This window comes from Polynucleobacter sp. UK-Mo-2m-Kol15 (assembly GCF_018881505.1).
Lineage (GTDB): Bacteria > Pseudomonadota > Gammaproteobacteria > Burkholderiales > Burkholderiaceae > Polynucleobacter.
On sequence record NZ_JACVQC010000001.1, the window covers coordinates 697735 to 710249 of the forward strand.

Annotated in this window: 14 protein-coding genes; all 14 read left to right on the forward strand. The window is 43.3% G+C overall.

Features of this window, described 5'->3' with window-relative positions; all coding sequences use genetic code 11:
* The 14 genes from bchM to hemA all read left to right on the forward strand — a co-directional run bounded on the left by bchM (position 1) and on the right by hemA (position 12506).
* On the forward strand, positions 1-702 hold the full coding sequence (bchM, locus tag ICN43_RS03705; protein WP_216197262.1) for a magnesium protoporphyrin IX methyltransferase: 702 nt from the start codon (positions 1-3) through the stop codon (positions 700-702).
* Entirely contained in the window at positions 699-2129 is a 1431-nt protein-coding gene (locus ICN43_RS03710) for a BCD family MFS transporter (RefSeq protein ID WP_255533411.1), read from the forward strand. Before bchM ends, ICN43_RS03710 begins: the two co-directional genes overlap by 4 nt.
* A gap of 21 nt (positions 2130-2150) precedes the next feature.
* Positions 2151-2915, forward strand: coding sequence for a photosynthetic reaction center subunit H (gene puhA / locus ICN43_RS03715; RefSeq protein ID WP_216197263.1), 765 nt, complete (start codon positions 2151-2153; stop codon positions 2913-2915).
* The gene (gene puhB, locus ICN43_RS03720; RefSeq protein ID WP_216197264.1) at positions 2912-3592 is read left to right on the forward strand and encodes a photosynthetic complex putative assembly protein PuhB; all 681 of its coding nucleotides are present in this window, start codon (positions 2912-2914) and stop codon (positions 3590-3592) included. Before puhA ends, puhB begins: the two co-directional genes overlap by 4 nt.
* Positions 3589-4032: a photosynthetic complex assembly protein PuhC gene (gene puhC / locus ICN43_RS03725; RefSeq protein WP_216197265.1), complete on the forward strand. Its 444-nt coding sequence runs from the start codon at positions 3589-3591 to the stop codon at positions 4030-4032. Before puhB ends, puhC begins: the two co-directional genes overlap by 4 nt.
* 2 nt (positions 4033-4034) lie before the next feature.
* Positions 4035-4388, forward strand: a complete 354-nt coding sequence (locus tag ICN43_RS03730) for a hypothetical protein (RefSeq protein ID WP_216197266.1) — start codon at positions 4035-4037, stop codon at positions 4386-4388.
* The gene (gene acsF / locus ICN43_RS03735) at positions 4385-5461 is read left to right on the forward strand and encodes a magnesium-protoporphyrin IX monomethyl ester (oxidative) cyclase (RefSeq protein WP_216197267.1); all 1077 of its coding nucleotides are present in this window, start codon (positions 4385-4387) and stop codon (positions 5459-5461) included. The genes ICN43_RS03730 and acsF overlap by 4 nt, the downstream gene beginning before the upstream one ends.
* Positions 5462-5467: 6 nt before the next feature.
* On the forward strand, positions 5468-6226 hold the full coding sequence (puhE, locus tag ICN43_RS03740) for a putative photosynthetic complex assembly protein PuhE (RefSeq protein WP_216197268.1): 759 nt from the start codon (positions 5468-5470) through the stop codon (positions 6224-6226).
* A gap of 12 nt (positions 6227-6238) precedes the next feature.
* Complete coding sequence (gene ispH, locus ICN43_RS03745; RefSeq protein ID WP_216197269.1) at positions 6239-7180, forward strand: 4-hydroxy-3-methylbut-2-enyl diphosphate reductase; 942 nt, start codon at positions 6239-6241, stop codon at positions 7178-7180.
* A 110-nt stretch (positions 7181-7290) separates the two neighbouring features.
* Positions 7291-8175 (forward strand): chlorophyll synthase ChlG, encoded by an 885-nt coding sequence (gene chlG / locus ICN43_RS03750; protein WP_216197270.1) that lies wholly within the window; start codon positions 7291-7293, stop codon positions 8173-8175.
* Positions 8172-9500: a BCD family MFS transporter gene (locus ICN43_RS03755; RefSeq protein WP_216197271.1), complete on the forward strand. Its 1329-nt coding sequence runs from the start codon at positions 8172-8174 to the stop codon at positions 9498-9500. Before chlG ends, ICN43_RS03755 begins: the two co-directional genes overlap by 4 nt.
* A 3-nt stretch (positions 9501-9503) precedes the next feature.
* Positions 9504-10709, forward strand: coding sequence for a geranylgeranyl diphosphate reductase (locus tag ICN43_RS03760; protein ID WP_216197272.1), 1206 nt, complete (start codon positions 9504-9506; stop codon positions 10707-10709).
* A complete protein-coding gene (locus ICN43_RS03765) occupies positions 10706-11191 on the forward strand; it encodes a TspO/MBR family protein (protein WP_216197273.1) in 486 nt (161 codons plus the stop codon). The genes ICN43_RS03760 and ICN43_RS03765 overlap by 4 nt, the downstream gene beginning before the upstream one ends.
* Positions 11192-11204: 13 nt before the next feature.
* A complete protein-coding gene (gene hemA, locus ICN43_RS03770) occupies positions 11205-12506 on the forward strand; it encodes a glutamyl-tRNA reductase (RefSeq protein WP_216199881.1) in 1302 nt (433 codons plus the stop codon).
* The last annotated feature ends 9 nt before the right edge of the window (positions 12507-12515 follow it).

Sequence of the window (12515 nt, forward strand, 5' to 3'; positions counted from 1 at the left end):
ATGGACGCCATTTCATATTTAGATAGACGCGGCAAGTTGCAGGACTATTTTGATCGTACGGCTAACGATGCTTGGGCAAAACTGACTTCAGATGCCCCGGTGAGCGGTATTCGCGCAACTGTGAGAGCGGGGCGCGACCAAATGCGTAATAGCATCATTAGTCGCTTACCTGAAAATCTGACTGGTAAAAGAATTCTAGATGCAGGCTGTGGAACCGGTGCCGTTGCACTTGAATTGGCTAATAAAGGAGCCTTGGTTACTGCCGTGGATCTATCGCCAAATTTAATCGAGCTTGCTAAAAGCAGAATTCCTGAGAGTGAGCGTCAAAATATTCAGTTCCATTCTGGCGATATGCTAGATGAGGCTTATGGTGACTTCGATTATGTCATCGGCATGGACTCGATGATTCACTACTGTGCAAAAGATATGTTGGTGGTATTGGAGAAGCTGGCTCCCAGGGTATCTGAAAAAATACTATTTACTTTTGCTCCTAGCACATTACCCCTGGAGGTAATGATTCGGGTTGGTCGCCTATTCCCAAGAAAAGATAGGGCGCCATTTATTGAGCCAATAAGTTACGCAAAGTTACATAAGTCGATTAATCAGTCACCTTGGTTCGTTGATTGGGAGACCCCATTCACACATTTAGTATCCAGTGGATTTTATAAATCTCAGCTGATGGAGCTAAAGAAACAATCATGATGAGCATGTCTAAACTGGCAAAAGCTTGGACGAGGATTCATCCTCGCTTTTTGCCATTTGCAGACGTGGCAACACCAGATTTGCCCTTAGGAAGACTCCTCAGATTATCTTTGTTTCAAGTTTCTGTTGGTATGGCTACTTCATTGCTAGTTGGCACTCTCAATCGCGTGATGATTGTGGAGATGAGCATAGACGCATGGTTAGTGGCCTTAATGGTGGCTTTGCCTTTAGTGTTTGCCCCGTTTAGAGCATTGATTGGTCATAAGTCGGATACGCATCGTTCTATCTTGGGCTGGAGAAGAGTTCCTTATATCTGGCTGGGTACTTGGTTACAGTTTGGCGGCTTGGCCATCATGCCGTTCGCCCTAATCTTATTATCTGGCGACACTCACTGGCCTATTTGGTTTAGCTATGTTGGCAGTACCTTGGCATTTCTATTGGTGGGCGCGGGTATGCAAACCACTCAAACTGCCGGCTTAGCTCTTGCTACAGACTTGGCAGATGAAAAAAATAGGCCACGTGTTGTCGCGATGATGTATGTCATGTTGCTAGTTGGTATGGTGTTAAGCGGGATTATCTTTAGTCTGTTTTTGGATCCCTTTAGCCCAATGCAATTAATTAGAGTAGTACAGGGCGTTGCCATCCTGACTTTGTTCCTAAACTTTTTTGCCCTATGGAAACAAGAAGTTCGACAGCCTAGAAATACTTCCCCAGATATTTCGCAGCCAAAATTTACCCAGAGTTGGCATCAATTCATTAAAAAGCCAAACGTACGTCGTTTTTTAATCATGCTTGGACTTGGTACTACTGGTTTTAGTATGCAAGATATTATTTTGGAGCCTTATGGTGGCGAGATTTTGCAGCTTGATGTTTCTGCAACAAGCTTCTTAACTGCTTTAATTGCTTTTGGTTCTTTATTAGCGTTTTCGCTGTCAGCAAGATGGCTTAGTCGTGGATTTAATGCCCACAGAATAGCTGCACTAGGATTATTGCTGGGTTTAATTGCATTTACCTTGGTCATCTTCTCAGAACCAATGGGCTCTCCAAATTTATTCAGATTGGGTGCGCTCTTGATAGGCTTTAGCGGCGGCTTGTTTGCTGTCAGCACTTTGACCATTGCAATGAGTATGGACCAGGAAAATATGAGTGGCATGGTTATCGGAGCTTGGGGAGCAGTGACTGCTACTTGCTCTGGAATTGGCATGTTATTGGGCGGTGCAATTCGGGATCTCGTCGGCCAATTGGCTACGAGTGGAGTAATTGGCTCTGCACTAATGAATCCAGCTACTGGGTATAGCTTCGTTTATCACATTGAAATTTATTTATTGTTTATTACTTTGGTTGCATTAGGTCCTTTAGTAGCTAAAAGGACCATTTTGAGTGTTTCAAAAACAAGTAAGTTTGGCCTAGCTGATTTTCCAGGCTAGTTTTTAAAGAAGGAGAGAAATATGGGTACAGGTGCAATTACACAATATATCGACGTAGCTCAAGTCGTGTTTTATATATTTTTACTTTTCTTTGTTGGGTTAGTCATCTATCTCACATTGGAAAGTAAGCGCGAGGGATTTCCATTGGAAACTGAGCGCTTTGGGCAGGTGCGCCGTGAGGATGGCATCCTCGGGATGCCAAGAGTGAAAAAATATGTAACAGAGTTTGGCAAAACCTATTACGCGCCACTCCAAACTCCTCCCGAGCCAGAAAATGTTTCGGCTGTACCGATTCACCCCTGGAATGGGGCACCTTTAGCGCCAGTTGGTAATCCGCTCTTAGCAGGTGTTGGCCCAGGCTCTTATGCAAATCGTGCCGATCATGTCGATTACGATCTAGAGGGACATGCGCGTATTCGCCCATTAAGAAATCTGCCAAAAATTTCTATTTCAGAAATTGATATCAATCCAATTGGATTGGAAGTTATTGCTGCAGATGGCAATAAAGGCGGCCAGGTAACAGATGTATGGGTAGACCATATGGAAATGATGATTCGTTACCTTGAGGTAGATACGAATGGTAATAAGGTGTTATTGCCAATTAACTTCTCTCGCATTGGGAAGCATAGTATTCAAGTGCAATCCATCTTGGCAGATCAATTTTCTCAGGTGCCAAAAACAAAGCACCCAGAAGAAGTGACCTTGCTAGAAGAGGAAAAAATTATGGCGTACTTCGGTGCGGGTACTCTATACGCAACGCCTGAGCGTCAGGAGCCATTAGCATGAGTCTCGATATCCATAGCAGTCCAGAACATGAGTTTGAGGCTGAATTTGGCCTTCCTGAGAAATTGCCTAAAGGTGAGTATATTTTGTGGCAGGGATCACCTGACACAAAGACCATCCTATTGAAGGTCTTTCATATCAAACTATTGAGTATTTATTTTGGATTGCTTTTGGCTTATCGTTTAGTGAGTGGCTTTAGTGATGGTGAACCTGTAACAGCCATCTTGTATTCAGCTCTCACTATTCTGGCTTTATCAAGCTTAGGTCTTGGTTTGGTTGGACTTATGGCTTATTTGATTGCTTCAACAGCTGTTTACACCATCACTAATAAGCGTGTGGTGATGCGAATTGGCATTGTGCTCAATATGACCTTCAATTTTCCATTGAAAATGATTGAGTCAGCAGATTGTGGATTTAGTAAAGATGGTGCTGGTGATATTTATTTGAAGTTGAGCAAGGGAACCAAAATTGCAATATTTCATTTATGGCCACATGCAAGACCTGGTAGGTGGGCTACCCCCCAGCCGACTTTAAGGGGAATCAAAAATTGTGCTGAAGTTGCGCAAATTTTGGTAGATGCATGGGCAGTGCAAAATAACGTCATTGCACGAACTGTTCAAGCAGCTGAGCGCAAGACAATTGATGCAAAAAGCCCTTATTCAGAGGCTGAAGCAGCATGATTTTACGTATGAACACGATTCAGATGCAAAACTATATTGCATTGTTTATTGTTTCATTGCTCACAGTGGTGATTCTGCTTGTTGGAAACTTTGTTCAGTCCGGTAAATTAGAGCATCAAGCAGATGCTGATGTCGTCGCTAAAAAAACGCTTCACTTTAGAGATCTACCAAGTGGCGCGGTAGGGGTAATTTCTGCAGATAACGGGCAAATGATTACCCAGGTTGAAGGTCAAGCAGGTTTTGTAAGGGGAATTTTGAGGGCTCTGGCGCGCGATCGCCGTATTCGTCAAATTTCTAGTGATGATGCCTTTGAATTAATCAGTCGCGCAGATGGCAGGCTAACTTTGATTGATTTAGCAACCAATAGCCGAATTGATTTAGAGTCGTTTGGAAAAGATAACGCTGCTGAATTTGCTGCATTTTTAAATATTGCGAGATAACTATGTCAAAACAGATAGTGCCTTGTCACGTAGACATGTCCAACACCTCTGAGTTTCTGTATGCTCATGTTGATTTAAGCGGAGTGCAGGTCGGGCCTGGAGATCAAGTGCTGGTTCATGACCCTATCGTGGACATCAACTTTGGTGAAGTTCTTAGTTATGACCGTACTGCTACCGTTTCTAAGGCGGGTATTGTTTCGCGGCTGTGGGTTTATTTGACAGCAAGACTAGAAGTGACGATGCTATATGAAGTGAGCTTTTCAACCACTCGATTTAGTAAAGCCAAGAAATACCCTAGGCCAGCTCCTATTCAAGAGGCTAGCCCTATTATTTTGCGTGAAGGAGTAAAAGCATGAGTGCGAATGCGCCAACAATGCCAATGGGGCGTCCAGTAAATGAGTCAACTGATCGTGCCCTTGAGAACACCATCCTAAGCCCACGTTTTTATACTACTGACTTTGACGAGATGGATCGTTTCGATATTTCATCTGTGAAGCCAGAGTGGGATCGATTAATGCAAGAATTTGACCAGGACATTAATCAGGCCCATTTTCAACGTCCTGAGGATATGTCCAAGGATTATTCACATCTTCCCGAGGGCTTATACCAAGAGTTCTTAGACTTTTTGATTAGCTCAATTACTTCTGAATTTTCTGGTTGTGTGCTCTATTCTGAAATTAAAAAATCTATCAACAATCCCGAGCTAAAAAATCTGTTTTCTTATATGGCCCGCGATGAAAGTAGGCATGCTGGCTTTATTAATCAGTGGCTAAAGGATTTTGGTATCGGGGTTGATTTAGGATTTTTGGCAAGAACCAAAAAATATACCTTCTTTAAACCAAAGTTTATTTTTTATGCAACCTATCTGTCGGAAAAGATAGGCTATGCCCGTTACATCATGATTTTCCGTATCATCCAGAAAAAACCTGAGCTACGTTTTCATCCAATCTTCCTTTGGTTTGAGAAATGGTGTAACGATGAATTCCGTCATGGCGAGGCATTTGCATTATTGATGCGCTCAAATCCGAAATTGCTTAGTGGTGTGAATCGTCTGTGGATACGCTTTTTCCTCATTGCGGTCTATGCAACCATGTATGTAAGAGATCATTCAAGACCTGAATTTCATAAGGCGTTAGGAGTGTCACCCACAGACTATGATCGTCAGGTTCTGAAGATTACCTCCGATATTTCTAAGCAAGTTTTCCCTTTCACTATTAACTTGGATGATGCACGGGTATGGAAGGGGTTCGAAAAGCTGAGGAAGATTTCTGATGAGGTTGAGGAGCTCAAGCAAAAAGGTGGACTCTTCTCTACGATGAAGCGTGGTGCTTTAGCGCTTAGTGCTGCCGCAACCTTTGTGCACATTTATCTATTGCCAGTAGTTCCGAATGAGCTGCCAGCCGATATTCGCTTAGCGCCTGTTTGGTAAGTCATTATGTATTTTTGGATAAGCCCTCTAATCTTTACCATCTTTGTATGGTGGTTCAGCACGGGCCTTATTCTGAAAATTAATGGTCTACCAAAACGCTTTTTTAAGACTATCTTTGCGCTTTCTATTGTGATATTGATGATGGCATTCTGGGGATTAGAAATCTCTAGCAAGCAGGCCACAGTAGCTGGGGCATATTGTTCTTTTACCTGTGCAATCATTATCTGGGGTTGGCAAGAGCTTGCTTTTTTATTGGGCTACATTACCGGGTCGCGCCGCTCGGATTGTCCTCAAGGGCTTAGTAGTGTTCGTCGCGCTTGGTATGCATTCCAAACCATTAACTATCATGAGATGACTTTACTCGGTCTGGGTATTGTTTTATTTCTGATGAATCTAGAAGCTGTTAACCAGACTGGTTTTTGGACCTACATCATCCTCTGGGGTATGCGCCAAAGTACCAAGATTAATATTTTTTTGGGAGTGCTCAACTTCAATGAGGCCTTTTTGCCGCAGCATTTGAAATATCTCATTACTTACTTTAGGCGTAAGGCAATGAATCTTTTAATGCCTTTCTCGATTTTGGTTTCCGTACTCTTTTTAGTGTCTATTTGGTCGCATGCGGCATCCGATTCATCTGCTTATGAAATCACATCATCAGCATTATTGGGTACGCTCTTAGCGCTTGGATTGTTAGAGCATTTATTTCTTGTTATGCCATTTCCTAGTGAGTTGTTGTGGAAGTGGGGCTATAAAAATCATCGTTAAGCGACAGTAAATATGCTTTCTAAAAAAACTATCTATTTAGCTCAACCACGAGGCTTTTGTGCCGGAGTGGAAAGGGCTATTCTCATAGTGGAAGAAGCTTTAAAGAAATACGGCGCACCAATTTATGTAAGACATGAAATTATTCACAATGCTTATGTAGTGAAAGATTTTGAGTCACGCGGCGTGGTATTTGTTAATCAGCTAGATGCAGTGCCTAAGGGGGCTATTCTGATTTTTAGCGCACATGGCGTGTCCAAGGCGGTCCGTTATGAAGCTGATGAACGTCAATTCCAGGTATTTGATGCTACCTGTCCCTTAGTTGCTAAAGTGCATGCGGAAGTAGTCAGTCTAAAAGAGCGCGGTTATCAAATTATTATGATCGGTCATCGCGGGCACCCTGAGGTAGAGGGCACCATGGGGCAAGTGGATTCATCTATCCATTTAATTGAGCATGTAGCAGATGTTGATCATCTAACGTTTGATAAAGATGAATTACTTGCTTATGTTACCCAAACCACTTTGTCGGTTGATGAGACGCAAGAAATTACTGCCGTACTGATCAAAAAATATCCACAGATTCACGCACCTAAGAGGCAGGATATTTGTTATGCCACTCAAAATCGCCAAGATGCAGTCAAAGCAATGATTCCTCACGTTGATATTGTCATTGTGGTTGGTAGTCAAAATAGTTCTAATTCAAAGCGACTACAAGAATTGGCAAGTAGCTTGCAGGTGCCAGCATTCTTAGTGGATGATCCTAGCCAGATTAAGTCCGAGTGGTTTAAGTCAGTGAAGAATATTGGGGTTACAGCTGGTGCTTCCGCTCCAGAGTCTTTAACCAGCAAAATCATTGATGCGATCAATTCTCGTTACAGGGGCTCTGTTGTCCCGATGCCGGGAATTGAAGAAACCATTAGCTTTTCCCTGCCAAAAGGTTTATTGCAGGCAGCCTAGGGCTAACCCCCCTTTTCCCTTGATATCTAAGGGTTTTCACTGGTAAAAACAACTTAAAAAAGTGTCAAATTTAATTGACACTTTAATATGTCAATGACAAAATCATTTACATGAATCTGCCAGAACCAAGAGCAATTTTGACGCTTTTAAAGCCTATTACATGGTTTCCGCCAATGTGGGCATTTGCTTGTGGAACGATTACTGGCAGCGAAAAAATCTTTGAGAATCTGCCTATATTTTCCCTGGGTCTATTGCTGACAGGTCCTCTTGTATGTGCCTCGAGCCAAGCAGTCAATGATTGGTATGACAGGCATGTGGATGCTATTAACGAGCCAAATAGACCTATTCCTTCAGGCCGTATTCCTGGGAGATGGGGTCTTTATATCGCAGTGATTTGGTCATTGATTTCTTTATGGGTCGGAAGTTTCTTGGGCCCGATTGGATTTCTGGCAACCACACTCGCTCTGGTGCTGGCATGGTTCTATAGCATGCCACCCATCCGCTTTAAAAATAATGGCTGGCTTGGCAATCTTGCTTGTGGTGTGAGTTACGAAGGCTTGGCTTGGGTCACTGGCGCTACTTTGTTATCTGCTGGTGCAATGCCTAGTAAGCCATCTCTTCTGCTTGCGGGTTTATATAGCGCAAGCGCTCACGGCATCATGACTTTAAATGATTTCAAGGCAATTGAAGGTGATCGACAAATGGGAGTGAGATCCCTACCTGTTCAACTGGGAGCAAAGAGAGCGGCTCAAGTATCTGCATTAATGATGTTGGTACCGCAAGTGATCGTATTGGCTTTACTGCTGTTATGGGATAAACCTGCTTATGCCGCAGCGATTGGTGCGTTGATGATTGGGCAAATTTTTTTATTGCGTGATTTTTTAAAAAGACCGATTGAGAAAGCGCTCTTTTACAGCGGCTTTGGAGTGCCGCTCTTAGTTTCTGGAATGATGGCGGCTGCATTTGCAGTCAATAGCATGGGCATAGAGTCATGAGTATCACCTTAACCCAACCGCTCTTTCAGTCATCTACCTTTGGATGGATCAGTATTGCGCGTCTGGGCTTGGTACAGGCAGCAATCGGTGCGATTGTGGTGATGACTACCTCAACTTTAAATCGTATTATGGTTGTTGAGTTGGCTTTGCCAGCAAGCCTTCCTGGCTTATTGGTAGCAATGCATTATTTTGTTCAGGTCATTAGACCTCGGATGGGATTTGAGTCTGATATTGGCGGCAAGAGAACGCCATGGATTATTGGTGGCATCAGCTTGCTTGCCTTAGGTGGCTTTGGTGCTGCAATTGCTACAACTCTCATGGGCTTTCATCTCATATTTGGCATTGCAGCAGCAATCGTCGCCTTCTTCTTCATTGGTATTGGCGTCAGCATGAGCGGCACTTCTTTACTCGCTCTGCTGGCAAAGGGTGTTAGTGACGAGAGAAGAGCGGCTGCAGCCACAACAGTTTGGCTCATGATGATTTTTGGATTTGCGCTGACCAGCGGTATTGCAGGAAAATTTTTAGACCCATATTCGCCAGAGAAGGTCATTCTGATCTCAGGAATTATTTCATCTGTTGCCTGCGTGATTGCCGTCTTGGCTTTATATAGGCTCGAGGGTCATGAGCTTGTAAATAAACGTGCTAGTACTGCTCAAAAAATTTCTTTTAGAGCAGCCTTAACCGATATTCTGGCCGATCCAGATACTAGAAAATTCACCATCTTTATTTTTCTGTCGATGTTTGCGTTTAGCGCGCAAGATTTAATTTTGGAACCATTTGCTGGAATGATTTTCAAATACTCTCTGGGTGAAACAACGAGCCTATCGGGGATTCAGCACTCAGGAGTGCTCACTGGCATGCTTTTAGTAGCGGTTTGTGGTTCTAGCAGATTAAGACGATATTTTGGTTCACTCAGATCCTGGATGATTTATGGTTGCCTAGCTTCAGCTTTGGCAATGTTTGGTTTGGTGATCGCTGGAATCTTAGAAGGCGATTGGCCGCTAAAACAGAATGTCTTTATTTTGGGCCTTGCTAACGGCGCATTCTCTATTGCAGCAATCGCATCCATGATGCGCTTAGCGGTTGTTGGTGGAGGTGGCAAAGAGGGCGTCCGCATAGGTCTATGGGGGGGAGCGCAAGCGATTGCATTTGGTCTTGGTGGTCTTTTGGGAGCTGGAGCAAGTGATCTTGCGCGTTCCATTTTTACCAATCCAGCATCTGCATATGCGTCAGTCTTTTTCATTGAAGCAATTCTATTTATTGCTGCTGCATATATGGCATCTCTGGTTGAAAGTAAACAAAGTAGCGCTAGTGGAGCGAGGTAAAACATGACAACAGAATTTATCTATGATGCGGTAGTTGTTGGCGGTGGACCTGCGGGTGCAACTGCGGCTCAAACGCTTGCCCAAAAGGGTAAGCATGTCTTGCTATTAGATAAGCGCGGACGCATTAAGCCGTGCGGTGGGGCTATCCCCCCACGGTTAATCAAAGATTTTCAGATTCCTGATGAGTTGTTAGTTGCTAAAGCAAAATCAGCTCGCATGGTTTCTCCTCTTGGAAAAACGGTAGATATCCCTATTGAAAACGGCTTTGTGGGAATGGTTGATCGAGCCCAGTTTGATGAATGGCTAAGAAAGCGTGCAGTTACAGCAGGGGCAGTTCGTGAGGATGGGTTATTTGAATCCCTTCAACGAGAGGGTGCTAATGTCCGCATTTACTATCGCACACGAGGTGCTCTTGATGGTGACCAGGGTGCGGTGAAGAGTGTTCTAGCAAAGGCGGTGGTTGGTGCTGATGGCGCTAAATCACAGGTTGGTAGAAGCGCCGGTGTACAGGGATGTGCTGAAGCAAATTATGTTTTTGCTTATCACGAAATTATTAAAACCCCATCTGACAAACCTCTTTCATTTGATGCTAGTCGATGCGATGTCTTGTATCAAAAGCCGGTGTCCCCAGATTTTTATGGCTGGGTATTTCCTCACGGCGACACTATTAGCATTGGTACGGGAAGCGCAGATAAAGGCTTCTCTCTGAGAAATGCAGTCGCAAAACTTCGTGCAGATGTCGGCTTAGATAGTGCAGAACTCATTCGTCACGAAGGAGCGCCACTACCAATGAAGCCGTTGAAGAAATGGGACGATGGACAGCAAGTGGTTTTGGCTGGCGATGCTGCAGGCGTTGTTGCTCCAGCTTCAGGTGAGGGTATTTATTACGCCATGCTCGGTGGTCAATTGGCTGGTGAAGCCGTTGCTGAGTTTGTCGATAGTAAGGATCCCGCAAAACTCAAGTTGGCCCGTAAGCGCTTTATGAAAGAGCACCGCATGACCTTTTTGGTCTTAGGCATCATGCAATATTTTTGGTATTCAACCGATAAAAGACGTGAGAGCTTTGTCAAGATGTGCGAAGACAAAGACGTTCAAAAGCTCACATTTGAGTCTTATATGAATAAAAAGCTAGTCCGCAAAAAGCCTATGGCTCATCTCAAAATCTTTATTAAGGATATGGGGCATTTACTAGGATTAGCTAAGGTATGAAGTTCTTTTTTCAACATAAGTATATCTGGATGATTGCAGCATGGATGGTTGCGACATCCATCTTGGGCGGTATGGCTACAAAGCTAGGTCCTTGGTACTTCTCCCTCATTCAGCCACCTTGGAAACCGCCTGATTGGTCATTTGGAGTCATTTGGACCATTATTTTTATTTTGTCTGCATTGGGGTGGATGGTGGCTTTCAATAGCAACCCAACACAATCTCAGAAAAATAAGATTACCTTTTTGTTTGTGCTGAATGGTTTTTTGAATGTGCTCTGGAGTGTGTTTTATTTCCGGATGCAGCATCCTGATTGGGCATTTATAGAGGCATTTTTCCTTTGGGCTTCAGTGCTCGCCATTATTTTAGTGATGTGGCCGATACATAGAGTGGCAGCGTACCTCATGCTTCCATATCTGATTTGGGTCACGATTGCGATGTGCCTGAATTGGGATACGCTTATTTTGAATCCAGGGGCTTACTAGACATATGTCAAGTATGAAATTGCTCAACCTCGGTGTTAATCACCATACTGCTCCGATAGATATTCGGGAGAGTGTGGCGGTTGCTCCTGAGATTTTGCATGACTCTTTGATAGATTTGCGTAAGTATTTGCAAATAGAAGATTCGGAAAATCAACCAGAGGTTGCTATTCTGTCCACCTGCAATCGGATGGAGATCTATTGCGCTGCCAATGATGTTGAATATGAAGATCATCATTTAGAAAGCCGCGCCTTTGATTGGCTCGCTGCCCAAAACAATGTTCATAAGAATGAGCTACGCCCTTATATCTACTCGGCCAAGGAAAGTGATGCGGTCAAGCATGCATTCAGGGTTGGTAGCGGCTTAGATTCGATGGTTCTAGGAGAAACTCAAATCCTAGGGCAATTAAAAAAGGCAGTCGAAAATGCTAATCAAGTAGGAACCTTAGGCACCTACTTAAAACCTTTGTTTGACAAAACTTTTTCAGTAGCAAAAGTGGTTCGAGGCAATACGCAGATTGGAGTCCATTCTGTCTCAATGGCAGGTGCTTCAATCAAGTTAGTTGAACGTATCTTTGGCAAAATTAACGATTGCAATGTTTTATTTATTGGTGCCGGCGAGATGATTGGTCTTTGCGCAAATCATTTTGCCAGTAAGAATCCCAAAAAAATTGCTATCTCGAATCGCACTATTGATCGAGGTAGTGAATTACTTCAAACATTTGCTAGCCAAAATCTGCAGACAGAAGTCTTTCCTTTGGCGGATCTACCCCATCACTTAAATCAATATGACGTGATTGTTTCCTGCACAGCAAGTTCTTTGCCGATTGTAGGTATGGGAATGGTTAAAACGGCGCTGAAGGCTCGTCAGTCTCGCCCCATGGTTTTGATTGACTTAGCGGTACCTAGAGATTTTGAACCAGAAATTAAGAGTTTAAAAAATGCTTATCTTTACTCTATTGATGATCTAGGTGAAATAGTCAATGCTGGAAAAGCAAATCGCCTTGAATCTATTGGCGAAGCAGAGAAAATTATTGAAAAAGGAGTGGTGGAGTTTTACGAAACCCTCAGCAAGAGAGCAGTTGTTCCTATTATTAAGTCAATCCAAGATGTTGGTGAGCAATATCAAAAGATTGAGCTTGAAAAAGCAAGCAGAAGAATTGCAAATGGCGATGACCCCATGCTGGTTCTATCCCATATGGCCATCGCGCTTGCTAACAAGTTTATGCATGCCCCAATTCATGCGTTAAAGCAGTCTTCTGATGAAAATTTAGAAGAATATAAGCAAATTATTTCAAAAATCTATTCATCGAAATGAGGTAGCTAT